This window comes from Actinophytocola sp. (assembly GCF_036402745.1).
GTDB lineage: Bacteria > Actinomycetota > Actinomycetes > Mycobacteriales > Pseudonocardiaceae > Actinophytocola.
The window spans coordinates 33,267-58,380 of the sequence record NZ_DASWSJ010000267.1; the positions used below are offsets into that span (position 1 = coordinate 33,267).

23 protein-coding genes and 1 tRNA gene are annotated in these 25,114 nt (G+C 71.5%); 11 read left to right on the top strand and 13 right to left on the bottom strand.

The features are described from left to right. Nucleotides 1-49: 49 nt before the first annotated feature. From VGD70_RS25255 to VGD70_RS25270, 4 genes are all read right to left on the bottom strand, one after another. On the bottom strand, nt 50-1,837 hold the full coding sequence (locus VGD70_RS25255) for a cation acetate symporter (RefSeq protein WP_331085497.1): 1,788 nt from the start codon (nt 1,835-1,837) through the stop codon (nt 50-52). A 29-nt stretch (nt 1,838-1,866) separates the two neighbouring features. After that, the gene (locus VGD70_RS25260; protein WP_331085499.1) at nt 1,867-2,283 is read right to left on the bottom strand and encodes a hypothetical protein; all 417 of its coding nucleotides are present in this window, start codon (nt 2,281-2,283) and stop codon (nt 1,867-1,869) included. 190 nt (nt 2,284-2,473) lie between these two features. Next, nucleotides 2,474-3,310, bottom strand: coding sequence for a response regulator transcription factor (locus tag VGD70_RS25265; protein ID WP_331085546.1), 837 nt, complete (start codon nt 3,308-3,310; stop codon nt 2,474-2,476). A gap of 126 nt (nt 3,311-3,436) precedes the next feature. Next, entirely contained in the window at nt 3,437-4,303 is an 867-nt protein-coding gene (locus VGD70_RS25270; protein ID WP_331085501.1) for a S49 family peptidase, read from the bottom strand. A gap of 73 nt (nt 4,304-4,376) precedes the next feature. Between VGD70_RS25270 and VGD70_RS25275 the strand changes: the two genes are divergently transcribed. Then, nucleotides 4,377-4,682 carry a hypothetical protein gene (locus tag VGD70_RS25275; protein ID WP_331085503.1) on the top strand — a complete coding sequence of 102 codons (306 nt, stop codon included), beginning with the start codon at nt 4,377-4,379 and terminating at the stop codon, nt 4,680-4,682. 108 nt (nt 4,683-4,790) lie between these two features. On the opposite strand, the gene VGD70_RS25280 is transcribed toward VGD70_RS25275, so the two are convergent. The 4 genes from VGD70_RS25280 to VGD70_RS25295 all read right to left on the bottom strand — a co-directional run bounded on the left by VGD70_RS25280 (nt 4,791) and on the right by VGD70_RS25295 (nt 9,003). Next, on the bottom strand, nt 4,791-6,023 hold the full coding sequence (locus tag VGD70_RS25280; protein WP_331085547.1) for a GAF domain-containing sensor histidine kinase: 1,233 nt from the start codon (nt 6,021-6,023) through the stop codon (nt 4,791-4,793). 73 nt (nt 6,024-6,096) lie between these two features. Beyond that, nucleotides 6,097-6,960 (bottom strand): DNA-formamidopyrimidine glycosylase family protein, encoded by an 864-nt coding sequence (locus VGD70_RS25285; RefSeq protein WP_331085504.1) that lies wholly within the window; start codon nt 6,958-6,960, stop codon nt 6,097-6,099. Between the two features lie 27 nt (nt 6,961-6,987). Next, on the bottom strand, nt 6,988-7,425 hold the full coding sequence (locus tag VGD70_RS25290) for a DUF983 domain-containing protein (RefSeq protein ID WP_331085506.1): 438 nt from the start codon (nt 7,423-7,425) through the stop codon (nt 6,988-6,990). 75 nt (nt 7,426-7,500) lie between these two features. Continuing rightward, the gene (locus tag VGD70_RS25295; protein ID WP_331085508.1) at nt 7,501-9,003 is read right to left on the bottom strand and encodes a sigma-70 family RNA polymerase sigma factor; all 1,503 of its coding nucleotides are present in this window, start codon (nt 9,001-9,003) and stop codon (nt 7,501-7,503) included. Between the two features lie 194 nt (nt 9,004-9,197). Between VGD70_RS25295 and VGD70_RS25300 the strand changes: the two genes are divergently transcribed. Then, a tRNA-Gly gene (locus VGD70_RS25300) sits at nt 9,198-9,270 on the top strand. Between the two features lie 207 nt (nt 9,271-9,477). Here VGD70_RS25300 and msrA read toward each other — a convergent pair. Continuing rightward, complete coding sequence (gene msrA / locus VGD70_RS25305) at nt 9,478-10,146, bottom strand: peptide-methionine (S)-S-oxide reductase MsrA (RefSeq protein WP_331085510.1); 669 nt, start codon at nt 10,144-10,146, stop codon at nt 9,478-9,480. Nucleotides 10,147-10,248: 102 nt separating this feature from the next. Here msrA and VGD70_RS25310 point away from each other — a divergent pair, with 102 nt between their 5' ends. The 5 genes from VGD70_RS25310 to VGD70_RS25330 all read left to right on the top strand — a co-directional run bounded on the left by VGD70_RS25310 (nt 10,249) and on the right by VGD70_RS25330 (nt 15,187). Beyond that, complete coding sequence (locus VGD70_RS25310; RefSeq protein WP_331085512.1) at nt 10,249-10,581, top strand: hypothetical protein; 333 nt, start codon at nt 10,249-10,251, stop codon at nt 10,579-10,581. Nucleotides 10,582-10,653: 72 nt separating this feature from the next. Then, complete coding sequence (locus VGD70_RS25315; RefSeq protein ID WP_331085514.1) at nt 10,654-12,426, top strand: hypothetical protein; 1,773 nt, start codon at nt 10,654-10,656, stop codon at nt 12,424-12,426. Further along, entirely contained in the window at nt 12,423-13,445 is a 1,023-nt protein-coding gene (locus tag VGD70_RS25320; RefSeq protein ID WP_331085516.1) for a glycosyltransferase family 2 protein, read from the top strand. The genes VGD70_RS25315 and VGD70_RS25320 overlap by 4 nt, the downstream gene beginning before the upstream one ends. 73 nt (nt 13,446-13,518) lie before the next feature. Beyond that, on the top strand, nt 13,519-14,223 hold the full coding sequence (locus VGD70_RS25325) for a class I SAM-dependent methyltransferase (protein ID WP_331085518.1): 705 nt from the start codon (nt 13,519-13,521) through the stop codon (nt 14,221-14,223). Next, complete coding sequence (locus tag VGD70_RS25330; protein WP_331085520.1) at nt 14,216-15,187, top strand: lysylphosphatidylglycerol synthase domain-containing protein; 972 nt, start codon at nt 14,216-14,218, stop codon at nt 15,185-15,187. Before VGD70_RS25325 ends, VGD70_RS25330 begins: the two co-directional genes overlap by 8 nt. On the opposite strand, the gene VGD70_RS25335 is transcribed toward VGD70_RS25330, so the two are convergent. Continuing rightward, a complete protein-coding gene (locus tag VGD70_RS25335; RefSeq protein ID WP_331085522.1) occupies nt 15,184-15,945 on the bottom strand; it encodes a TylF/MycF family methyltransferase in 762 nt (253 codons plus the stop codon). The two genes, VGD70_RS25330 and VGD70_RS25335, sit on opposite strands and share 4 nt — an antisense overlap. Before the next feature lie 74 nt (nt 15,946-16,019). On the opposite strand from VGD70_RS25335, the gene VGD70_RS25340 reads away from it, so the two are divergent. After that, the gene (locus tag VGD70_RS25340; protein ID WP_331085524.1) at nt 16,020-17,237 is read left to right on the top strand and encodes a hypothetical protein; all 1,218 of its coding nucleotides are present in this window, start codon (nt 16,020-16,022) and stop codon (nt 17,235-17,237) included. A gap of 5 nt (nt 17,238-17,242) precedes the next feature. Here VGD70_RS25340 and VGD70_RS25345 read toward each other — a convergent pair whose 3' ends face one another. Then, a complete protein-coding gene (locus VGD70_RS25345; protein WP_331085526.1) occupies nt 17,243-18,454 on the bottom strand; it encodes an acyltransferase in 1,212 nt (403 codons plus the stop codon). Nucleotides 18,455-18,545: 91 nt separating this feature from the next. Further along, a complete protein-coding gene (locus VGD70_RS25350; protein WP_331085528.1) occupies nt 18,546-19,730 on the bottom strand; it encodes an acyltransferase in 1,185 nt (394 codons plus the stop codon). A 124-nt stretch (nt 19,731-19,854) separates the two neighbouring features. Between VGD70_RS25350 and VGD70_RS25355 the strand changes: the two genes are divergently transcribed. From VGD70_RS25355 to VGD70_RS25365, 3 genes are read left to right on the top strand one after another with little or no spacing between them, the layout of a single operon-like run. Next, nucleotides 19,855-21,075, top strand: coding sequence for a hypothetical protein (locus VGD70_RS25355; protein WP_331085530.1), 1,221 nt, complete (start codon nt 19,855-19,857; stop codon nt 21,073-21,075). A 9-nt stretch (nt 21,076-21,084) separates the two neighbouring features. Further along, nucleotides 21,085-22,029 (top strand): glycosyltransferase, encoded by a 945-nt coding sequence (locus VGD70_RS25360; RefSeq protein ID WP_331085532.1) that lies wholly within the window; start codon nt 21,085-21,087, stop codon nt 22,027-22,029. Between the two features lie 10 nt (nt 22,030-22,039). Further along, nucleotides 22,040-23,776 (top strand): methyltransferase domain-containing protein, encoded by a 1,737-nt coding sequence (locus VGD70_RS25365; protein WP_331085534.1) that lies wholly within the window; start codon nt 22,040-22,042, stop codon nt 23,774-23,776. A gap of 6 nt (nt 23,777-23,782) precedes the next feature. Here VGD70_RS25365 and VGD70_RS25370 read toward each other — a convergent pair. Next, nucleotides 23,783-25,114: alginate O-acetyltransferase AlgX-related protein (locus VGD70_RS25370; protein WP_331085536.1), on the bottom strand; the 1,332-nt coding region annotated here is incomplete at its 5' end.

The following is a 25,114-nucleotide window of genomic DNA, read 5'->3' on the forward strand; positions in this document are numbered from 1 at the left end:
ACCGGGGCTCGGGTAAATGGTAATGGCCGGAATGCCCGATCCCCGACCGTCATTTCCGGTGCCGGCCGTCGGCCAGCCGGGCACGTTCCTCCGCGGTGCCGAACCGCGCGATCGCCCGGTCGCGGATGAACCCGAGACCGTCCGGCGCGTGCATCCGCAGCCGGATCTGTGCGACGTCGGCCGGCACCTTGTTCTGCGTCGCCTTGCTCACCAGGATCACGGTCAGGAACGCGATCGGCACCGTGACCAGCGCCGGCTGGCCGGCCACGCTGGGCGCCCAGCCCCCGGTGAACCCGCTGACCGTGTTGATCACCAGCGACGAGATCACGAGCCCGCCGCCCACGACCATGCCCGCCGCCGCGCCGACCCAGGTGAGCCGCTTCCACCACACCCCCAGCAGCAGCACCGGGCAGAACGTCGACGCCGCGAGCGCGAACGACATGCCCACGGACAGCGAGATGTCCGACGGCCGCAGCACGATCGCGAGCGCGAGCGGCGCGCCGCCGGCGATGCCCGTGGCGAACCGGAAGTCCCGCACCCGCCCGCGCAGCACGTCGGTCGAGAGCACCCCGGACACGCTCACCACGAGCCCCGAGGACGTCGACAGGAACGCCGCGAACGCGCCCGCGGTCGTGATCGCGCCGAGGATCTGGCCGAGCACCCCGGGCGCGATCTTCGTCGGCAGCATGAGCACCGCGGCGTCGGTCTTGCCGGTGACCAGCAGCTCCGGCACGTACAGCCGGGACATCGCGCCGATGAGGATCGGGAACAGGTAGAACAGCGACAGCAACAGGAGCACGTGCAGGGTCGTGCGGCGGGCCGCCTTGCCGTCCGGGTTGGTGTAGAAGCGGACCAGGACGTGCGGCAGGCCCATCGTGCCGAGGAACAGCGCCAGCATCAGCGAGTACGTGGAGAACAGGCCGTCGGAGTCGGCGGCCGGGCGCAGCCAGCTCGAGTTGTCGGTCGGCGCGCCGGCCACCACGGGCACCGTCGAGCCCTTGGAGAAGTGCAGCTCGGTGCCGGCGTCGACCTCGTACACGCCGGGCGACCAGTACACCGTGCCCATCGCCGGGGTGCCGTTGACCGAACCGCGGGCACTGAGCCACACGGTCTCCTCGACCTGCAGCTTCACCGGGGTCTGCACGTCGATCGTGGTGGCCGTGGTGAACGTGGGCGGCAGGTGCTCGGTGAGCCCGGTGACGTCGCTGCCGCGCGGGCCGCCGTTGCCGATGAACAGCACACACATGACGAACGTCGGCGCGGCGATCGCGAAGAGCTTCAGCCAATACTGGAACGCCTGCACGACGGTGATCGCGCGCATCCCGCCGCCGAACACGTTGACGATCACCACGCACGTGACCAGCAACGCGCCGACCCAGTTGGGCACCGGCAGGATGTTGGAAATCGAGAGCCCGGCGGCCTGCAGCTGCGGGACGACGTAGAGGATCCCGATGAACACGACGAACGCGGCGGCGAGCCCGCGCAGCGCCCGCGAGCCGAGTCGGGCCTCGCAGAAGTCCGGCAGCGTGTAGGCACCGGAGCGGCGCAGGGGCGCGGCGACGAACAGCATCAGCGCGAGGTAGCCCGCGGTGAAACCGACCGGGTACCAGAGGGCGTCGGCGCCGTCCTTGAGCACGAGGCCCGCGACGCCGAGGAAGGACGCGGCGGACAGGTACTCACCGGAGACCGCGGCGGCGTTGCGGCGCGAGCGCACGGTGCGCCGCGCCACCAGGAAGTCCTGGGTGGTGCTGGCCATCCGGGAGGACCGGAAGCCGATGTAGAACGTCGCCACCGTGACGAGCGAGATCCCGGCCAGCGCCCAAATCTTTGCGTCCACCGAGTGCCTCGGGTCCTAACGAGAGCCGGCTACTTCTCCACCATCGCGACGAAGTCCTTCTCCTGTCGCTCGACCACCAGGTTGTACCAGTACCCGGCACCGAACAACAACGGGAACGGCAGCACGCCGATGACGAGCCACGGCAGCCGCACACCGGCGAAGTTGACCTCCGAGAGCGGGGGGAGAAGGAAGAACGTCGCCGGGATGACCGCGAGCGTGAGGACCGTGATGCCCCAGAACCGGATCGCGGTGCGGAACTGGGTGCGGATGTACTGGCTGACCAGCTCCTCGCCGTAGCTGGTCTGCTCCTCCAGCTCGACGACCGTGCGCAGGACGGTGACCGGCGCGCGGGAGTCGGCGAGCACCACCCGCTTGCGGCGCGGCTTGGTCGGCGGGTCCAGGTACACCCTGCGCTCGGGACCCGGACCGGCGGAGTGGCGGCTCACGACAGCCCCTCGAGGGCTCGGTGTCGCCGCTCGCGCTCGCCCCGCGACATTAGTTCGCTCGCAAGCTCGCTCGGTGACATCGACTCGCTCGCAAGCTCGCCCTGCGTCATTAATTCGCTCGCAAGCTCGCCCTGTATCAATGATTCGCTCGCAAGCTCGCCCGGTATCAATGATTCGCTCGCAAGCTCGCTCATGCGCCGCCGCGTCTCGTGATCCGGTCCTTGAGCTCGCGGGTGTGGCGGCGGCTGACCGGGAGCTTGCGCTCCTCCTCGCCGATCACCACGTGGTAGCCGTTGCCGCCCAGCTGCAACTCGGTGATGAGGTTGATCGGCACGAGGTAGGACCGGTGGATGCGGACGAAGCCGGCCTTCTCCCACCGCTCCTCGAGCTGGGCCAGCGGGATGCGCACCAAGTGCGAGCCCTCCGAGGTGAACAGGCGCGCGTAGTCGCCCTGCGCCTCCACCCAGCGGACCGACGAGCGCGGGATCAGCTTGGTGTTGCCGGCCAGCTCGACCGGAATGACCTCGTCGTCGGTGGGCTCCGGACCGGCCGCCGCGGTGGCCTCGCTGGCCAGGCCGTCGCCGCGCAGCTTCGAGATCACCCGATGCACCGCGCGGTCCATCCGGGTCTGGTCGCACGGCTTGGGGATGAAGTCGACCGCGCCGAGCTCGAACGCCTCGACCGCGTCGTTGCCCTCGCCGTGGCCGGTGATGAACACCAGCACCGGGGACGGCTTGAAGCCGGCCAGCACCTTCGCCATCTCCATGCCGGTGAGGCCGGGCATCTTGAGGTCGGAGAAGACCGCGTCGACGATCGGGCGGCCCGAGTTCCGGCGCGCGGACAGCTCCGGGTCGTCGCCGGCCAGCTGGCGCAGCGCCTCGGTCGCGTCGAACGCCGGGATGACCCGCCGCACGAAGCGGTTCGCGTCCAGCCGTTCCAGCAGTAGGTCCATCCCGTCCTTCTCGTCGTCAACGGCCAGGACGACGAGACCAGGGGTGTTCGCTGAGGTACTCACGGTGAGGTGCATCTTGCCGATCGGAAGAACCAAATGTCCATGGTCAACCTCCTGCTTACCCCGCCCGGGTGAGCAGCGGGTTGATCTTGCGGGCTGGACACAACTCTGAGCAGCGTTAATTCTCCCCGGATCGGGGGCCTATAGCCCGAACCGGGACCATGTGGCGCGGATCTCCATCGCCTCCACCGCGGCCAGGACCCGGTCGCCCGGCCCGTGCGCGAAGGACGCGGCGGCGCCGCCGAAGCCGAGCCGGGCCAGCAGCGGCCGCTTCGGCTCGGCGACGCTGATCTCGGCGTCCGGGTACCGCTCGGCGAGCACCTCGCGCATGTTGCCGACACCGTCGACGATGCCCAGCTCGACGGCCTTGGCGCCGGTCCAGATCTCGCCGGTGAACACGTCCTCGCCGGCGGCCAGCCGGTCGCCGCGGCGATCCTTGACCCAGCCGACGAACTGGTCGTGCAGCTGGCTCTGCAGGCTCTTGAGCCACTCGACGTCCTCGTCCTTCTCGGGACGGAAGGGGTCGAGGCGGACCTTGTGCGCGCCCGCGGTGTAGACGCGGCGCTCGACGCCGACCCGGTCGAGCAGACCCGAGAGCCCGAAGCCGGCGGTCACCACGCCGATCGAGCCGACCAGCGAGGAGGAGTGCGCGTAGATCTCGTCGGCCGCGCAGGCGAGCCAGTAGCCGCCGGACGCGGCGACGTCCTCGCAGAACGCGATGACCGGGACCTTCTTGCGCTTGGCCAGCTCCCGGATCCGCTCGCCGACGAGCGCGGACTGGGTGGGCGCGCCGCCCGGCGAGTTGATCGCCAGCGCGACCGCCTGGAGCCGGTCGTGGTCGAACGCCCTGGTCAGTGCGGACTCGACGGTGTTGATGTTGATGGTGCCGCGGGCCAGCGGGGACGGCGTCGGGGTGATGACGCCGTGCAGCTTGAGGACGGCCACGACCGGGCCGCTGCTGCCGCGGCTCTTGGGCAGCCTGGCGGCCAGCTTCTCGGTGACGCTCATGGTTCCCAACCCTATGCGTCGCGGTCGTATCCAGCCCGGGTGCCGGCGACTCCTGATTGGCGGGGGGTTTGCCATGGATCGAACGGGTGAGGTGACCTGGCGCGCGTGGCTCGGCATGGGAGACGCCGACTGGATGGACCAGATCGACGTGGCCGAGTTCGACTGCCTGCGGGCGGCGCGGGAGTGGGTGGAGGACCGGCTGGCGACGGTGGCGTCGGCCTGCCTCTGGTCGCGGCCGGGGATGTCGGTGTTCGGCTCTGTCGACCGGGGGCGCTACCAGGGACCGCGGTGGTCGCCGGACGTGGTGGCGGGCGCGATGCTCGACGCCGACCTGGTGGACGGGCGGGTCAGCTGGCGCCGGCCGGGCGGTAAGCGATGAGCCCGGCGGACTGGGACTCGCGGGTGTTCGCCGCGGCGCGGGTGCGGCGCCGGCGGTGGGGACGGTGGCGGCGGCGGGGACAGCGGTGGGGCCGGCTGCGCGCCGGCCTCAGCGGGTGGGCGCGACGTTGCCCTTCGGGGTATCGGTGATGTCGCTGTCGTCCGCGCCGAACTTGGGCAGGTCGGGGCGCACGCCGGGGAAGAACTTGGGCACCCGCAGGATCACCTTCATGCCCGCGCCGGGGGCGGTCTCGGCCATCAGCGCGTACTCGTCGCCGAAGACCGAGCGCATGCGCTGGTTGATGTTGCCGATGCCCACGTGCGAGCCCGTCTTGTGCGCGTCCCGCAGGTCGGCGAACAGGCGGTCCGCGTCCATGCCGATGCCGTCGTCCTCGACGCTGATCAGCGCCTCGTTGCCGTTGTCCTGCGCGACGACCGTGATCGTGCCGCCACCCGGCTTCGGGGACAGGCCGTGCTGCACGGCGTTCTCCACCAGCGGCTGCAGCACCAGGAACGGCACCACCACCGACAGCACCTCGGGCGCGATCTTGATCCGCACGTTCAGCCGGTCGGCGTAGCGCTGGCTCTGGATCGTGAGGTACCGGTCGATGTTGCGCAGCTCCTCGGCCAGCGTCGTGAACTGGCCGGAGGTCCGGAACGAGTAGCGGGTGAAGTCGGCGAACTCCTGGAGCAGGTCACGCGCCCGCTCGGGGTCCGTGCGGATCAGCGAGGAGATCGAGTTCAGCGCGTTGTAGAGGAAGTGCGGCGAGATCTGCGCGCGGAGCATCCGCACCTCGGCCTTGGCCAGCGCCTGCTTGGACTCGTCGAGCTTGGCCAGCTCCAGCTGGATGCTGACGAACTTGGCCACCTCGTCCGCGGCCCGGATCAGCCGCTTCGAGTTGACCCCGCCGACCACGATGAGCGTGCCCTCGACGTGCCCGTCGGGGATCAGCGGCACGATCACCGCCGTGCGCATGGGGCAGCGGCCCCGGTGGTCGCAGTTGAGGTTGGTGTGGTGGATGTGCGCCCGCTGGCCGTTGCGGACCGCGACGTCGACCGCGCCGGTGAGGTCCTCGTAGTGCTCGTTGGCCCCGCCGTCCCAGGACAGCAGCTGGCCGGAGGCGTCGGTGATCCCGATGGCCACGCACTTCAGCATCTCCACCAGGTGCTTCGCCGCCTGGTCGGCCGCCTCCTCGGTGAGCCCGCTGCGCATCGCCGGCGCCGCCTTCGACAGCCGCTGCACGGCGTCGAGCACCGCGTCGTCCACCGACCCCTCGGACTTGCGCCTGCGGATGATGAGCGCGAACAGGCCGCCGACGACGAGCATGGCCAACGCACCCATCACGGCACGCTCGGTCAACAGGTCGGTCACCCGTCAATGCTCGACCGTATGAGGCTCACTAAGCAAGCGAGCCCTACTTGAGCAGCCGCGACAGCCGCCGGTCCGCGAGCGGTTTGCCGCCGGTCTGGCACGTGGCGCAGTACTGGAACGCCTTGTCCGCGAACGACACCTCGCGCACCGTGTCGCCGCACACCGGGCACGGCATGCCGGTGCGGCCGTGCACCCGCAGCCCGGACCGTTTCTCGCCCTTGAGCAGCGCCGCGTGCTGGCCGACCGACCGGCCGACGGCGTCGGAGAGCACCTTGCGCACGGCCGCGTACAGCTCGTCGACCGCGTCGCCGGAGAGCTTGCCCGCGGTGGCGTACGGGGAGAGCTTGGCCGTGTGCATGATCTCGTCGGAGTAGGCGTTGCCCACGCCGGCCAGCATCTTCTGCGTGGTCAGCACGGTCTTCAGCCGCTCGGTGCGGCCGGCCAGGACGGCGGCGAGCTCGTCGCGGCTGACCGCCATCGCGTCCGGGCCGAGCGCGGCGATGCCCGGCACCTCGGTGGGGTCGGCGACGATCCAGGCCGCCAGGCCCTTCTTCGTGCCTGCCTCGGTGAGGTCGAAGCCGGGGCCCTTGCCGGGCGGGCCGAGGTGCACGCGCAGCGCCAGCGGGCCCTTGCCCGGCCGGGGCGGCGCGGCGGACATGTTCTCCGCCCAGCGCAGCCAGCCCGCGCGGGCCAGATGGATGATCAGGTGCAGGCCGTCGCAGTCGAGGTCGAGGAACTTGCCGTGCCGGCCCGCCGCGGTGACGGTCCGGCCGTGCAGCTCGGTCCACGGCGGCGTGACCGTCTTGAGGACGCTCAGCGACGCGACGTCGACCCTGGCCACGGTGCGGCCGACGCCGTGCTCGCGGATGTGCTGCGCGAGCGCCTCGACCTCGGGGAGTTCAGGCACCTCGCCAGTGTTGCCGGATTTCGGCGATTACGCCACGGGTTGCAGCGGACCTTCGATGCCGGGCACCGAGTCGAGGGCGATGCTCTTGGCCACCCGGTTCACCTGCTGCCGGACGGTGAACACGCCCCGCACGGTGCCGACCCACTTCTCGGTCGGGTCACCCTCGCCGTCGTCACCGGTCTCGGCCACCACCGTCCACGGCCTGCGCAGTGCCCAGCGAGCCGGGAAGAAAAGCATGACCAGCACGATGAGCAGGACGACCCAGAGCGGCACGACGACGTCCGCCGGCGTCCACATGATCAGGACCCCGCTGAGCGCCACCACCAGGACCAGCAGCACGATCGCGGCGGTGTTGCCGACGCTCACGTCGTGCTCGAAGTCGTCCGCGGTAGCCGGCGACCGCCATTCCAGCTGGCTACGCAGGGTCCACATCCGTCCGTCCGCGCCGCGCACAACGCGCGTCATTGGGGCCTCCCGGCGCCGAGCATGGTCGGGAACATCCCACTAATGATGGCCTAACCCGGCGGCCTCACGCACCTGTCAGGGGCCGTCCGGCGCAGCGGAGGACGTAGTAGGTTCAGCCGTTCGGGCGGTCGGCTGTCCCCCGCTCGGGGGTGGCGAGGAGTCCGGTGGCTGCGTGTAGCTCGTGGTCTCGGTCGTGGTCCGGGTCTGGTCCAGCGAGTTGACCTCGGTGATCGTCGTCGTCTCGCAGATCACGACGTAGCTCTCGTAGGTCGTCGTGTGCCGCTCGACCGTGGTCTCCCGGTAGACGATCGGCGCGGTCTCGTCGAACGCCGGGTCGCTGGTCAGCATCGGTGAGTCGGCGCGGCCGCCACCACCCGTCGTCGTCGTGGCCGATGGCGGGACCCTGTCGGTGGGCGTCGCCGCCCGCGCCGGGTCCTCCGCCCTCCCGGTGCTCGGCCGCGGCACCTGCCGATGGGTCGTCAGCTCACCCCCGGTGACCTGCAGCGACGACTCGCTGGAGGACTGCGCGGGCGGCTCGCTGATGTGCAGCTCCACGCCCCGCTTGCCGGCGAGGTCGACCGGCGCCGACGAGCCGCCGCCGCTGCCCCACGGCGCGACGACCAACCCGAGCACGCCGAGCGCGGCGGCCGAGCCCGCCGCGATGCCGACCTGGATCTTGGTGCTGAGCAGGACGCCCTTCACGGCCGCGACCAGCCCGCCCGCCTCGGTGGCGAGCGTGGCGCCCGCGACCAGCGCGAGCGGCGCCGCGACGAAGGACGCGTGCGCCCGCAGGCCCGAGCAGACGTCCCGCAGCTCGGCGTACATCGCCGTGCAGGAGGTGCAGGTCTGCAGGTGCGCGCGGATCCGCCGGCGCTCGATGCCCGAGGTGCTGCCCGCGGTGTACGCGCCGAGCTTCTCCAGGACCGAGCGGCAGCCGGTGGCACTGCGGTCCGCGGCGAGGTGCGCCTGCAGGTAGGCCGCCCGCAGGCCCTGCCGGGCGCGCCGGGCCAGCGCCGCGGTGGCGTTGGGGCTGAGCCCGAAGTTGATGGCGACGGCGGCCGGGCGCTCGCCCTCGACCTCCATCTTCCAGAGCACGTTGCGCCAGCGCTCCGGCAGGCTGGTGAACGCCCTGCGGATGAGGTTGCGCTCGGTGAACTGGCCCGACGTGTCCGGGTCCGAGGCCGCGCGGTGGGTCAGCTCCTCGTCGCTGACCGGGACGTCCTTGCGCCGCAGGCTCCACTCCCACGCCACCCGGCGCGCGACGACGAGCAGGTAGCCACGCACGTTGTCAACGGGTCCGGAGCCGCGCCGGATCGCCTGGAGGACGCGGAAGAACGCTTCCGCGGTGAGGTCCTCGGCCTCGGCCCGGTCGTTGACCAGCCCGAGGGCGAGCCGGAACACCGCGGTCGAGTGCCGCGAGAACAGCTCGCCGAAGGCCGCGTCCTCACCGGCTCGGAGCCGCTCGAGGAGCGTCCGATCCTCCGCCTCTGCCCCGGTCGCCTGGTGTTCGGCTCCGTCTCCGCTGCCCGCTCGTCCTGCCCTACTCGCCCCGGTTGATCTCGTATCCTCGCCGGTCATCGAACCCGACACCTCCTCCCGGCCGCCACGGGAATCTGGCTCAACATGCCACAGGACCGTTTGGTGTGGACGGCAAACGTTTAGAACGGTAAGGCGATACCTACGAAGGTATTAGGCTGATCGGCTCAACAAGGCCCCGCGAGCGGCGGTTCGGTATCGGATCGACCGGTCGGCTAGACTTCTCCGCGAGCATTGCGGACGTGGCGCAGCTGGTAGCGCATCACCTTGCCAAGGTGAGGGTCGCGGGTTCGAATCCCGTCGTCCGCTCGCGATTGGGCGTCACCTGCCCGCGGAGGGCGCGGGCCGGGATCGCTCACCTTTTTGGTCTCTGGGGGCCGAGCCCCCAGGCCCCCACGGTGCGAGCTTCTCCCGACCCGGCGTGGTTCCGTCTGGTGTTGACCAGCCTTTGTGATTCGCTCTGGTGTGACCGGCCCGTGTGGTTCGCTCTGGTGTTGACCAGCCTTCAGTTGCTCGTCAGGCTTCCTTGGTCTGCAGGCCTATGGGGCAGGAGACGCCGGTGCCGCCCAGGCCGCAGTAGCCGTTCGGGTTCTTGGCGTCGGACAGGTACTGCTGGTGGTAGTCCTCGGCGTAGTAGAACTCGCCGAGCGGGGCGATCTCCGTGGTGATCTCGCTGTGGCCGCCGCGGGACAGCGCCGCCTGGTAGGACTTGCGGCTCTCCTCGATGGCGGCGCGCTGGGACTCGTCGGTGTAGTACGCCGTCGAGCGGTACTGGGTGCCCCTGTCGTTGCCCTGGCGCATGCCCTGCGTCGGGTCGTGGCCCTCCCAGAACACCTTCAGCAGCGCGTCGAAGGAGATCCGCGCCGGGTCGAACACGACCAGGACCACCTCGGCGTGCCCGGTGAGGCCGCTGCAGACCTCCTCGTACGTGGGGTTGGGGGTGTGCCCGCCCGCGTAGCCGACGGCCGTCGTGTAGACGCCCGGGGTCTGCCAGAACACCCGCTCCGCACCCCAGAAACAACCCAGCCCGAACACGGCGGTCCGCAGACCCTCCGGGAACGGCGGGGCGATCGGCCGGTCGGTGAACACCGCGTGGGCCGCGGCCACCGGCATCCGGTTCACCCGGCCCGGCAACGCCTGCGACGGGTCGATCATCCGTGCCTTGTCATGCCCGAACAACGCCATGCCTCCACTCTACGTAGCTCTCACTCGGAGAGAACGCGCTCGCGTGGTAACAACTTCCCGGCCGGACGGCACCGGCACGACGACACAGGAGGCACGGCGGCGATGGGGTGGCAGGACCGGTTCCGGGAGCTCGGCGACCTGCTGATCTCCGGGGAGATCAGCACCGGCGAGTACCGGGCGCGCAGCGAGGAGATCCTCGCCGAGGCCGACGTCGAGGCAGCGGCGGACACCCAGCCCACAGGGACGGCCACCGGGACGGCCACGGACCCGCCGAAGGTGCACATCCCGGTCTCCGCGGCTTGGGAGGCGCCCTCCGGTGAGATGACCCAGATCGTGGGCACCCGGGACGAGACCACGACGGTCGAGACCGAGACGATCACCGAGACGATCACCGACACCACCGGCGGCAAGCTCGACGGCGGGACTTCGTCGTGATCAGGCCCGGCGGACCAACATCTTTCCGAGGCCGCTCGCGGGTGGCCTAAACGGCTTTGACATGGTATTCGGGTGACGAGCACGGTCTTGAAGAAGGATTCGGAGGCGGATCCGCCACCTGAGCCGGGCAGCGAGGAGACCCCGGACGGCGAGCGGGCTTCGAGAGCCGACGCGTGGGTCGCCTCGCTGAAGAGCCGGCTCACCGACCGCACCATCGCCCGCCTCGTGGAGCTGCTCGCGCTGGTCCCGGCGATCGCCATCGTGCTCGAGGTGTCCCGCGCCGGGAAGCTGCAGTGGCTCGACTACTGGTACGTCCTCGTCCGGATCACCAACCCGGACGGCTCGTTCCACCTCGGCGGCATCTTCACGCCGCAGAACGAGCACCCGCTGATGATCCCGTCGCTGCTGTACTGGCTCGACGCGCGGCTCGCCGACGGTGACAACCGGGTGCTCGGCTACCTCGTCGTGGTGGTCGCCGCGGCCACCGTGCTGCTCCTGCGGGCCGCGCTCCCGAAGACGATGCCGCCGCTGCTGCGGGCCGGCCTCGTCGTCGCCGCGGCCGCGCTGATCTTCAGCTTGCAGGGCCTGCACATGTTCGTCCGCTCGATGAGCGGCTCCGCGTGGCTCACCGCCAACCTCATCGTCGTCTGCTCGCTGTTGCTGGCCAACAAGCGCAAGTGGGTGCCCGCCTGGATCGTCGGCGTGCTCGCGAGCATGACCTACGGCACCGCGTTCGCCCTCTGGCCGGCGCTCGCCGTACTGGCCACGCTGCACAAGGAGCGCTGGCGGACCCGGCTCGTCCCGCTCGGCATCGGCGTCGTCATCGTCGGCGTCTGGTACGGCCTCAAGCCCAGCACGTGGGTCGGCGGCACGCCCGCCAACGACATCGGCTCGCTGCTGTACACGTTCCTCACCATCGTCGGGAAGATGTGGACGGCCAACAACGCGGGCTTCGCCGTCGTCGCCGGCGCGCTGATGCTGATCGTCTACGCGGTTCTGATGTCCAACAAGGCCGCACACGACAAGGAGCTCCGGTTCTGGTGGGCGCTGGGCGCCTACGGCGTGCTGGCCTGCGGCATGATCGCCACCGCGCGCATCGACTTCGGCACCGACTTCGGCCTCACCAGCCGGTACTCCTCGCTCGCGGTCATGGCCGCGATCCCGCTGCTGGTCCTGATGAGCGCCGTGCTCTACCGGGGCGTGCCGCGCAACGCGATGAAGATCGCGGTCACCGCCATCGGCATCGGCGTCATCGGCTTCACCCTCGGCCTGCCCACCGCGGCCGACCTGCGCAGCCAGATCAAGGAGCACCCGCTCGAGGGCATCGCTATCCGCGCCGGCTACGGCGACGCGCTCGGCCCGGTGCTGCCCAAGGAGCAGGAGCTGCAGCCGGACCTCGTGGCGCTGCACCACTACCCGTTCAACGGGACCTTCTCCCTCGGCTGCGGCGGCCCGGAGCTCGGCTCCACGATCAGCCTCGCGAAGGCCACCGCGCTGCCCCAGCCCGGCACGCGCAGCCCGGACAAGCCCTCCGGCATGGTCGACTCGATCGAGCCGCGCGGCGAGGCCGCCCTGATCACCGGCTGGGCCACCGGGGGCACCAGCCGGGGCGCCGACCAGGTGCGCTGCACGCTGGTCGTCGACGGGAAGGGCACGGTCGTCGGGGCCGGCGTGAGCCGGCTGACGCGCAGTGACGTCACCGGCAGGTACTGGGGTCTGCCGCCCGACGTAGGCTTCAAGGCCATCGGGCCGGTCACCGACGAGACACGCATCGTGGTCGTCTACGAAAGCGGCGCCATGCGGTGGCTGCCGGCGAAGGTCAGCGACACCGGAGACGCACAGTGAGCATCGAGGCGAGCATCGAGACCGTGCCCCCAGTTCAGGTCAGCGTCCTGATCCCGGTCAAGGACGAGGAGAAGACGCTCACCACGCTGGTCACCGAGATCGGCGAGATGTTCGAGACCCTGCCCGAGATCGAGTACGAAGTGATCTTCGTCGACGACGGCAGCGTGGACTCCAGCTGGACGGTCATGCGGGAGTTGGCCGCCACCAACGAGCGCGTCCGCGCGCTGCGGCTGCGGCGCAACTTCGGCAAGGCCGCCGCGCTCGCCGCCGCGGTCGACGAGGCCCGCGGCGAGCGGATCGTCACGATGGACGCCGACCTGCAGGACGACCCGGCCGAGGTGCCGCGGCTGCTGGCCGAGCTCGACGACGGCGCCGACCTGGTGTCCGGCCACAAGGCCGACCGCAAGGACCCGCTGGGCAAGCGGCTGCCGTCGAAGCTCTTCAACAAGATGACCGGCGTCATCACCGGCCTCAAGCTCAACGACCACAACTGCGGGCTCAAGGCCGCCCGGACCGAGGTGTACCAGCGGGTGCCGCTCTACGGCGAGCTCCACCGCTACATCCCGGCGCTGGCCCACCAGAGCGGCTACCGGGTGCGCGAGCTCGCGGTCAACCATCGGCCGCGCGAGCACGGCAAGTCGAAATACGGCTTCGAGCGCTACGTGCGCGGCGCCATCGACCTGCTCACGGTCATGACGATCACCAAGTACGGCCGGCGTCCCGCGCACCTGTTCGGCGGCCTCGGGCTCGCCAGCGGCCTGCTCGGCTTCATCGCGCTGGCCTACCTGTCGATCGTGAAGATCTTCGGCGGCCAGGCCATCGGCGACCGGCCGCTGCTGATGCTGGGCATCCTGCTGGTCATCCTCGGCGTGCAGATGATCTCCATCGGGTTGATCGCGGAGATCGTGCTGCACCGGACGGCCAACAGGCGTGAGGCGACGGACCTGATCTCGGAACGGACGAAGACGCTCGAGCCCGCCGACGCGGCCGGGCCCAAGACCTCGGTGGGAGCGCCATGAGCGAGCTTGCGAGCGAATCATCAAACACACAGGGCGACCGCGAGCGGCAGCACCGAGCCTGCGAGGAGCTGTCGTGAGTGGGATCCGAGGCGCCTACGTGACGGGCGTGAAGAGCGTTCGCAAGGTGGCGGACAAGGCCGGGCTGCTGGCCAGGCTGGAGCGCAGCGAGTCGCCTCGGGTGCGGCACCTGCGCACGCTGTTCTCGATCTTCGACGCCGGCGACCTGGCCCAGATGGACCTGGCCTGGTGGAGCTACCCGGCCATGCGGCGGGTCGAGGCGTTCCTCGCCGACCGGCCGGGCGCGCGGGTCTTCGAGTACGGCGCCGGCGCCAGCACCGCGTGGCTCGCCCGCCGCGCCGGCCAGGTCGACTCGGTCGAGCACGACAACGAGTGGGTCGAGTACGTCCGCGAGCTGCTCGCCGACACCGCCGGGGTCAAGCTGCACGCCGTGCCGGCCACGCCGGCCACGGCCGAGACCGTGGTCCGCTCGGAGCGGGTCGGCCACACCGAGCTCGACTTCGCCGACTACGTGGCCACCATCGACCAGGTCGGCGGCGCGTTCGACGTCATCGTGGTCGACGGCCGGGCCCGCAACGACGCGTTCCGCCGTTCGCTGGACCACCTGGCCGACGGCGGCGTCATCGTGTTCGACAACATCAGGCGCAAGCGCTACTGGGACGTCGTGTCCGCGCTGCCGGGCCTGCGCATCGAGCTGCTCAAGGGCGCCACGCCCACGCTGCCCTACCCGACCACCACCGGGCTGATCTGGCGTGACTGACGCGCCGGCCGGGTCGCCCGAGGAGCCGGTCCGGCCGCCGAGGCCGAGCCGGCGGGCGGACCTGCTGGCCATCGTCTTCGTGGTGATCGCCGTCGGCCTGGCCGGCTGGGCGCTGCGCGGGCAGCTGCCGGACGTGCTCGGCGCGGTCGGCCGGATCGACTGGTGGCGCGCGGTCCTGGCGCTGGTCTGCGTGGTCGCCGGGCTGCTCGCCACGGCCGAGGTGTGGAAGCACTGCCTGGCCGCGCTCGGCTCGAAGGTCACGTCCGACGCCGCGCGGCAGATCTTCTTCCCCGCGCAGGTCGGCAAGTACCTGCCGGGCTCGATCTGGCCGTTCCTCGCGCAGATGCGCTTCGCCCGCGAGCACGGCGTTCCCGGCGGCCTCGCGCTGCTCGCCGGCTCGGTGTTCCTCGTGGTGCACGCGGTCACCTCGGTGCTCGTCGGCGCGCTGCTCTTGATCAGCCAGCCCGACCTGGTGAACCGATTCGGCTGGGCCGGCGTGTGCGTCCCGCTGGCCCTGGTGCTGCTGCACCCGAAGGTCGTCAACCTGCTGGCCCGCAAGCTCGCCGGCCGCTCCGGCGTCGAGCCGCCGGTGCTGCGCTGGTCGCACCTGGTGCGGCCGCTGGCGTGGATGCTCCCCGCGTGGCTGGGCTACGGCGCCGCGGGCTACCTGCTGGCCGACCCGTTCACCGACTCGGTCCTGCAGCTCGCCGTGGTGTGCACGGGCGCGTTCGCGCTGGGCTGGATCGTCGGGCTGGTCGTGTTCATCGCCCCGGCCGGCGTCGGCGCGCGCGAGGCGGTGCTGATCCTCGCGCTCACGCCGCTGCTGGGGGTCGCCGCGGCCACCACGGTCAGCGTGATCCTGCGGGTGGCCCACACGCTTGCCGACATGCTGCTGGCGCTGCGCTACGGCCTGGTCCGCGCGCGCCGCAACCGGCGGCACGGGCAGCCGGTGCCCTCCGCCTAAGGCATGCGCCAGTAGACACCGGCCCAGTCGATCGTCTCGATCGGCGCGTCGATGCCGTGCTCGGTGCGGTAGTCGTCGACGGCCTTCTTGCAGCCGGGGACGGCGTGGTAGTCGTCCACGATGACGAAACCGCCCGGGGACACCTTGGGCGCCAACGTGATCAGGGCGTCCCAGGTGGACTCGTACATGTCGCCGTCGAGGCGCAGGACCGCGAGCCGCTCGATGGGGGCGGCCGGGAGCGTGTCGCGGAACCAGCCGGGCAGGAAGCGGACGTGGTCGTCGAGCAGGTCGTACTTGGCGAAGTTGGCCCGCACCTGCTCGAGCGGCACCGCGAGGAACTCGACCTCGTGGTGCTGGTCGCCGGCGTCGGCCGGGTAGCGCTCCTCGTCCGGCGGCGGCAGGCCGGCGAACGAGTCGGCGACCCAGACCGTGCGGCCGGTCTCCTCGTGCGCGGCCAGCACGCCCCGCATGAGGATGGACGCGCCGCCGCGCCAGGCGCCGGTCTCGACGAGGTCGCCGGGCACGCCGTCGGCGATCACCGTGCGGACGCAGTCCCGCAGGTTCTCCAGGCGCTTGCGGCCGATCATGGTGTGCGCGGTGCGCGGCCAGTCGGAGCCGTCGCCGCGGGCGCCGGCGTCGAAGCCGGCCGGTCCCCAGGGCGCCTCGTTCGGATCCTCGTAGATCGTGTTGGTGAGCGCGCGGATCAGCAGATCGAGGTAGCGATCACGAATTCGTTCGACGGTCATTTCGGCGGACATGACGGCTGCGATCATTTCCTTCCGCATCGTGCGGCATCCTGTTACGTCGAGGGCATCTGACACGGGGAGTACACATGGACTGGCAGGACCAGCTGCGGCGGCTGGACAAGGAACTCTCCGAGGGCGAGATCTCCGCGCAAGACTACCGACGGCGGCGCGACGAGCTGCTCGCCGAGGCCTCCGCCCCCGCGCAGGGCAAGGGCTCGCTGTGGGCCAGCGCCCGGCCGGACGCTCCCGCGCCGGCCGCACCACCCGCAGCACCACCGGCTCCGGCAGCGCCGGCAGCGCCACCGGCCGCGCCGGCTCCCGCGGCGGAGGCCAACGCCACCGAGGACACCCAGGTCGTCGACGTCTCCGCCAACGGCACGGCGGCCGCCGACGACGCGGCCACCGTCCGGAACGAGCCACCGGCCGAGGACCCGGACAAGACCGCCACCGTGTCCGCCGCGACCGTGGCCGCGTCGGGCCAGCGGCTGCCCACCTTCCCGCCGCGGCCGACCCCGGCCGGCCCGCCCCCGCCCACGACCGGCCTGCAGCCACCCGCGCCGTGGTCCGGGCAGGTGCTCGGCGAGGAGGTCTTCGCCGACGCCAAGCCGCGCCGGGGTGGCGCGCGCGCCGCGCTCATCGCCGTGGCGCTCGTGGTGGTGCTCGCCGTCGCGGGCGGTGCGGTCTGGTTATTCGTGCTCCGCACCGACACCCCGCAGGCCCAGCAGTCGGACAACCCGCCGAACCCGGGCCCGTCCGAGGCTCCCTCGAACCAGGCGCCCTCGAACCAGGCGCCGTCCAGCCAGACGCAGCCGAGCCTCGACCCCAACGCACCGCCAGCGGCGGTGGCCGACGCGCTCAAGCCCCTGCCCGGCGCGGCCGACCCGAACAGCGGCACGATCACCGCCCAGCGCGCCGGCGGGCTCAAGCTGGTGGCCCTGGACGAGGTAAAGCTCGCCACCGACCACCGCGTCAGCGACGTGATCTTCCGCGGCTCCACCAACGGCAACGTGGGCAACGCGCTGCTCGTGTTCACCACCCCGGACGCGGGGACGGCCGGCCAGCTGACCGACGCCGAGCGGGGCTTCCTGCGCCGCAGCGGGTTCACCGACGGCGACAAGCTGGCAGGCGGCCCGCAGATCCTGCAGCGCAGCGACAACGGCCGCACCGTGTACCGGGTCGTCTACACGTCCGGCAGGTACACCGTGCGCCTCGGCGTGGCCCAGCGCGAGGCCGACCCCGGCCAGCTCCGCAAGGACCTGGAGGCCCTGGTGACGACGGTGACCGCGGTCCTGCCGGTCTCCTGACCCGGTCAGCTCGTGGCGGGCGCCGGCTGCGGCGAGCCGACCGCCGGCAGCTCCTCGGTCGGCTCGGAACCGGGTGGCGCGCCCGCGGCGGGCTCCTCGCGGGGGACGGCGGCGGGCTTGCGGCGCCTGATCAGCACGTGGCGCAGCTTCATCGCCTGCTTCTCCACCACGTGCCAGGACACCAGCCCCGCCACCAGCGCGACCGGCACGGCCGCCGCGGCCACCAGCCACGGCGTCCGCAGCCCCAGGAACAGCAACGTCTGCAGGACCACGAACCCGTAGAGGTAGACGCCGTAGTTGGCGACGGTGAGCCAGCCCGGCAGCCACAGCCGGCGGGGCAGCAGGTGGCCGATCGCGATCACGAGGTAGGGCAACGTGAAGATGCGCGCCACCTCGACCATCGCCGAGGAGTAGAGCGTGAAGTCGATGCCCACGCACAGCAGCACCCCGAACCAGCTCAGCCGGATCCGGTCGCGGTAGAGCCAGATCGCCGCGCCGGCCGCGTACATCCCCAGGTACTGCAGCAGCGGGAAGATCGGCACCATCAGCAGCACCGGCGGCAACGTGAGCTGGTTGATGGACATCCGCTGCAGCAGCACCGCCATCGCCAGCGCGAACACCACCATGACGAACCGGTAGCGGCTGAACGTGATGAGCAGGCCCAGCACCGCGATCAGGGCGTAGCCGAGGAACTCGACCGGCAGGCTCCACAGTGACCCGTTGATCGCCGAGGGGTACGGGTTGTCCGCGAACACGCCGGGCAGGACGTACTGCTGCGGGAACAGCAGCAGGTTGTCGCCGAGGTAGCTCCAGGTGGCCGGGTGGGCCAGGTACGCGCGCTTGCCGAGGGTGGTCACCAGCGGGCCGAGCACGAGGGCGGACAGGCCGAGCACGACCACCAGCCCGGGCATGATCCGCAGCAGCCGGCGGACCCAGAACCGGTAGAGGTTGGGGTCGCGCTGCCAGCTGCGCATGATGAAGTAGCCGGACAGGCCCATGAACGCGCCCACCGACACCGCGCCGAGGTCCACTCCGGACTTGACCGGCATGAAGCTGTTGCCGATGCCGGTGAGCACCGGCGTGTGGTCGGCCACCACGATGAACGCGAAGACCAGGCGCAGCGTCCCGTAGCCGTCGCCGGATCTCGCGCCGGCTCTGCCGCCGGAACTGGTGTCCCCGTCCGGCGCCGCGCGCCGGCCACCACCCTCGGTCGTCATCTACCGGGCTCCTCCTGCCGACTGGGCCGACCTACGAAGGCCGGCCGCGCCGTAGCATAGGCGGCGCCGTCCGGCCACTCGGAAGCCAGCGCTAGCCGACCGGCGGTCGCGCGGGCGCCGGCGCCCCGGGCGCGGTCACCGGCAGCTCCACGGTCGGCGGGTCGTATCCCGGCACCACCGGGATGCGCTCGGTGCGCGGCTCGGACCCGGAACGGCGTTCCGTGAGCGCGGTCCGCAGGCGCAGGCCGTGCTTCTCCACCAGGTGCCAGGACCCCAGGCCCAGCACGAGCGCGATCGGCACGCCCAGCCCGATGACCTGCCACGGGTTGCCGACGCCGAGGTAGGCCAAGGTCTGCTCGACCGGGAAGCCGTAGAGGAACACGCCGAAGCTCGCCACGGTGAGCCAGTTCGGCAGGCACAGCCAGCGCGGCAGCTTGGTGCCGATCGTCAGCACCGCGTAGGGCACGGTGACCGCGCGGGTGATGTCCGCAATCGGGCCGGGGTACACGAGGACCTCGATCACCACGCAGGCCGCCACGCCCCACCAGGACAGCGGGATCCTGTCCCGGTAGAGCCACGCCGCGATGCCCATCGCGTAGATCGCCAGGTACTGCAGCAGCGGGTTGGTGAGCAGCATCAGCATGGTCACCGGCAGGTCCACCAGGCCGTTGACGTGGAGCACGAGCAGCGTCCCGAAGGGCACCGCGACCAGGAAGATCAGGTAGCGCCGCCGGTTGATGCCGAGCAGGCCGACCAGGGTGACCATCGCGTAGCCGAGGACCTCGACCGGCAGGCACCACAGCGAGCCGTTGACCGCCGCCGGGTACGGGTTGTCCGCGAACACGCCGGGCAGCACGTACTGCTGGGGGAACAGCAGCGTGTTGTGGGTGAGGAAGGTCCACGTGCCCGGGTCGGTGAAGTACGCGCCCGGGCTCAGCGTGGTGACCAGCGGGCCCAGCACCAGCGCGCACAGCACCAGCACCGCGACGAGCCCCGGCATGATCCGCAGCGCCCGGCGCACCCAGAACCGGACCAGGTTCGGGTCCCGCTCCCAGGTCTTCATCACGAAGAACCCGCTCATCGCCATGAACGCGGCGACGGTGAGCGTGCCGTAGTGGTACCAGTGCTGACCCCAGCCCCAGCCGTCGTAGTCACCGGTGATCGGCATGGCGTGGAAGCCGATCACCCCGCACGCGATGACGAGCCGCAGGGTGCCGAAGCCGTCCGCGGTCCGGCGTGCCGGGTCCACGCGATGACTGGCGCCCCGATCGGCCATGTGTACCCCCCTCCCGCCCTGCTTGCGGGCGGCAGACCGAAAGTAGGATAGTCACCGGCGCTCGTGCCATACGGGGGCAGGCGTTCGTCCGTGCCTATGAAACTTTCTCTAGGAGGCTGTTCAGGTGACCTGGCAGGAGGAGCTGAGCCAGCTTGACGGTGCGCTCGCATCTGGCCAGATCTCGGCGGACGACTACCGGCGCGAACGAGAGCGGATCCTCGCCGTGGCCACCGGTGGCGCGCCCCAGCAGGGGCCGCAGCAGACGCCGCAGACGCCGGGCCCACAGACACCGGGCCAGGGCACCCCTGCCCCGGTGAACCGCGGGCAGGGCGCGTTCCCGCCGCCGTTCAAGTGGACCACCGAGCGGCCCAACGAGAACGCCCAGCAGGCCGGTGGCGAGGACCGCACCCAGGCCGTGCCGAACACGCCGAACGCGGACAAGACCCAGGTGGTCTCGAACTCCGCGGACAGCACCCAGATCGTCGACATGAACCAGCAGGGCGGCCCTGGCTTCGGCGACCGCACCCAGGTCGTGCAGCCGGTCTCGCCGCCGCCGGGCATGCCGGTGCAGCAGTGGCCGCCGCAGCAGCAGCCGCCCCCGCCCGGCCACTGGGGTCCGCAGCAGAACCAGCCGCCGTGGGAGGACCAGGACGAGCTGGTCTCCCCGTGGGCCGGCTACCAGGCGCAGGGCTCGGAGCTGTTCGAGAGCGACAAGCCCAGCGGCAAGGGCAAGATGTTCGCGATCATCGGCGTGGTCGTGCTCCTGCTCCTCATCGCCGGCGGGGTGCTTTACCTCACCGTGCTGAAGAAGGACAACACCGCCCAGCCCAACGACCAGCAGCAGCAGACCTCCGAGGCGCCGCCGTCCACGTCGCAGAAGCCGGAGCCGTTCGGCCCGCTCTTCGTCCCGGACGGCACCACGTCCGGCGGCAAGACCTACACCGCCGCCGAGCTGGAGACGTCCAAGGCGCTGCCCACGCCGGACCTGGTGCTGCTCAAGCAGGCCGGGCTCAGCGAGGCGCGCTCGGTGATCGTCGTCAACGAGTCCACCACGATCAGCATGTGGTCCTTCGCCACCGGCGACCCGGCCGCGCTCGTCGGCGCCATCACCACCGACCAGGCCCGGTTCGGGTTCAAGGAGGCGCCGGAGGCCGCGCAGAACGGCGTCAAGGTGTACTCCTCGGAGCAGAAGAGCGCGAGCCGCACGGTGTACGTCTACCGCGCGCACTACAGCGACGGCGACAACGTCATCCGGGTGGAGGCGTTCGACCCCGACCAGGCCAAGGCCAAGGCACAGTTCGACGCCGCGTTGGCGGCCCAGCTCGAGCTCACCCCGCCGAAGTAGCCGCGCCGGATGTCGGAAACGGTGGCGGCGGTGCCCGCACGGTCGGTGGACGACGCGACGCCCACGTCGGTCCGGGTGGCGGTCGTGCTCTACGAGAACGCGCTGGACGAGACGTGGCGCTGCCTGCGGTCGCTGGTGCGCAGCATCGAGCGGGCCGGCGAGGACTCGCCGGTCGCGCCGAACGTGGTCGCCATCGGCATCGGCGACTGCTCCGGCGGCCCGATGCTCACCGATGCCGATCTGGCCGCGCTGCGCTCGCTCGCCGAGCACCGGGCGGAGGTCGACTACACCTGGTTCGGCCGCAACCTCGGGCACAGCGCCGGCTGCAACGCGCTGGCAAAGGACGCCCCCGAGGACGCGCTGCTGTTCCTCAACCCGGACTGCTACGTCTCGCCGCGGATGATCGGCCGGCTGCTGTCGGCCATGCGCGACCCGCTGGTGGCCGCGGTCGACGCGCGGCAGATCCCGTGCGAGCACCCGAAGTGGTTCGACCCGGTGACGGGCGAGCAGAGCTGGGCCAGCGGCGCCTGCCTGCTGGTGCGCACCCCGTGGTTCCGCGAGGCCGGCGGCTTCGACGCCGACGCGTTTCCGTCCTACGTCAACGACGTCGACCTGAGCTGGCGGCTGCGGCTGGCCGGCGGGCGCGTCGTGCACCAGCCCAACGCCGTGGTGTTCCACGACAAGCGGCTGGTCGCCGGGGCCGGCGTGCGGCCCACCCAGATCGAGCTGTACGAGGGGCTGCTCGGCCGGCTGCTGCTGGCCACCCGGTACGAGCGCACCGACGTCGTCGAGGACACGATCGAGCTGGTGGGTGCGCACGGCAGCACCGAGCAGCAGCGCGCGGTGGCCGAGTTCGAACGCCGTCGCAAGCACTGCGAGCTGCCGGCCACCCTGCCGGGCGCGGACCGGGTCGCCGAGTTCCTCGACGGCGAGTACGGCCGGCGCCGATTCTAAGGACCACCAGGTGAGCAACTACGAGTTCGAATTCACCGAGCGCGGCCCGTACGGCGCCGCGGTCCGGCTGCTCGGTGACACCGACCTGCACGACAAGGTGGTGCTCGACCTCGGCTGCGGCTCGGCGGCGGTGGCCACCCCGATCGGCCGGCTCGGCGCGCACTACGTCGGGCTGGACTACGACGCCGACTCCGTCGCCAAGCTCGCCGACCAGGGCTTCGAGGCCCACCAGGTCGACCTGACGGCCGGGTCGCTCCCGGCCACGCTGCGCACGATCATCGCCGGCCGGCCGGTGGCCGCGGTGCTGTGCCTGGACGTGCTCGAGCACGTCACCGAGCCGGCGCTCGTGCTGGCCGCGCTCGCCGAGGTCACCGGCGCCCATCCGGGCGTCGAGCTGGTGGTGAGCATCCCCAACATCGCCCACCGCGACATCGCCCGGCGGCTGCTCGTCGGCGAGTGGGAGACCACCGACTCCGGCCTGCTGGACCGCACCCACCTGCGGTTCTTCACCGACACCACGCTCACCGAGCTCATGGCCGGCACCGGCTGGTACGAGTCGGCCCGGCTGGACTTCCCGCTCGAGGAGTCCGACCAGCACCGCGCCGGCCACCCGGTGTTCGAGCCGGCCACCAACCTGGGCGGGTTCCTCGACCAGGTGCGGCGGGGCGCGGACGGGTTCGGCGCGGTCAACCAGTTCGTCCGCCGCTACCACCGCGGCTCGCCCCGGCGGGTCGAGCCCGCGCCGGACGGGGACGCGCCGTTCGTCAGCATCGTGCTGCGCACCCAGGGCCGGCGCCCGGAGACCCTCACCGACGTGCTGTGCTGCCTCGCCGCGCAGACCTGCCTCGACTTCGAGGTGGTGCTGGTCGTGCACGACTCGACCATGGCCACGCCGGTGCGGGAGCTGGTCGACGAGTTCGAGACCAACATCGCCCACCGGGTCCGGGTGGTGTCCTGCGACGGCGGCACCCGCGGCCGGCCGGCCAACGTCGGGCTGCGCGAGGCCACCGGGGAGTACCTCGTCTTCGTCGACGACGACGATCTCGTCACCGCCGACTGGGTCGAGAACATCCGCACCAACGCGCGCACGCATCGCGGCATGATCGTGCGCTGGTGGGCCGCCGAGCAGCAGCGCCGGCACGGCCGGGGCGACGAGCTGGCCGACCACCTGGCCACCAGCCCGCTCACGCCCACCTACGCCACCCGGTTCGACCTGGTCCGCCACATCCGGCAGAACGAGACGCCGTTCCACTGCTTCGCCTTCCCGCGGACGCTGGTCGAGCTGGGCTTCGCGTTCGACGAGACGCTGACCGTGTGCGAGGACTGGCAGTTCCTGGTGCGGGCCGCGTCGGTGTGCGGGGTGTACGACACCGACCGGATGACCTGCGTCTACAACAAGTGGGCGGACAACACGTCGGCGCAGGCCGCGTCGGCGGAGGAGTGGTTCGCGATGCGCTCGGTGGCCCACATCGGGCTGGACGAGCGGCCGTTGCTGCTGCCGCCGGGCTCGGTGCGCGCGCTCGACAGGACACTCGAGACGGTCGAGAAGCAGGAGCGCTGGATCGCCCAGCTCGAGGCCGACCTGGCGCAGGCGCGGCAGACCCTGGCCGACACCCAGCAGGTGTCGAGCAACGCCCACCACGCGCTGACCGAGCTGCGCTCGTCCACGTCGTGGAAGGTCAGCGCGCCGGTGCGGCTGATGGGCTCCGCGGGCCGCAAGGTCTTCGGCCGGCTGCGCCGCCGCTGACCGCGGTCAGCGCGGGCGGCGGCCCAGCTCGTCGCCGATCGCGTCGATGGTCTTCTTGTCCAGCAACGGGTTGATGCCACCCAGCAGGCTGCGCTCGGCCGCCTCGAAGACCACGACGTCCTTGTCGGCGAACATCGGGCCGATCGCGAGCGGGTCGACGCCGATGGTGTCGCTGTGGATCGCGGTCAGGTTGTGGAACGTGCCAGCCAGGTAGGGCGTGGCGAGCAGGGTGAACGAGTCGGCGACCACGCCCACCGACGGCGCCACCACGCCCTTGCCCGGCGCCTGGGTGAGGTGCAGCGGCTCGCGGAAGCCGGTGTCCACCGCCCGGCTGCGCACCGTCTTGCCGTCCGGCGCGAGGTTGTAGGTCTGCATCGGGAACTCGGCCTTGCGGCCCACCAGCGGCGGCAGGTCGCCGTCGCGCTTGACGACGTCGGCCGGGGTCGCCTTCCACGACGCGGTGACGCCGGGCTCGACCTCCTCGGCGATCAGCCGGGTCATCGCGAGGCCGCCCTCGTAGGTCCAGTGCGTGTCCACCTTGGGGTAGATCGGCGCGCCCCGCCGGACGGCGGCCGCCTCGAGGTCCGGGCGGATGTCCGTGGCACCCGCGTCGCCGATCACCCGCCGCCAGAACGCGGTGCGGGCCTGGTCGGCGCACTTCGCGCCGACGTAGCCCGTCGGCAGGTACTCGGGCACCATCGTCGACTTGTCCGGCGCCACGATGAGCACGAACTCCCGGCCGGAGGACTCGACTGCCTCGCGCAGCCGCCGCAGCGAGCCGATGACCTCGTCCAGCGACCGCTCGGGCAGGCAGGCGCCCAGCATGTCGTAGCCCAGGTAGAGCCAGTCGTCGCTGCCCTCGATGACGCGTGGGAAGCCGGCCTCACGCATCCGCTGGCGGTCCTGCTCGCTGGGGTCGGGCGGCGCCACGGGACCCTGGGCCGGACCCTTCTCCTGCCCCTGGCCGAGCGCGGGCGGCTCGCCGAACACCCCGCGGCTGACCCCGTCGGCGATGTCGAGCGCCTGCTGGCGCAGCGGTAGGTGGTCGGTGGCCCACGGCGTCCACTTGGTGAACATCCCCCACCCGTCGGCCGGCGTGGGGAAGTCGGCGAGCTGGTGGTTCTCGATGGCCGGCGGGCGCACGCCGAGGACGAGCAGGAGCAGCGGGGTGAAGAAGAAGACGGCCGCCGAGACGAGCGCGGTGCGCTGCCGCGTCCCGTGCCGCGGGCGGTAGAGCGCGTGCTCGGTGGGCAGCTGGGACTCGTGCACGGGAGGGAGCAGACCGGCCGACTCGGCACGCCGTCTGTCGTCGGTCTGGGCGCTCACCCGGCCAGCATA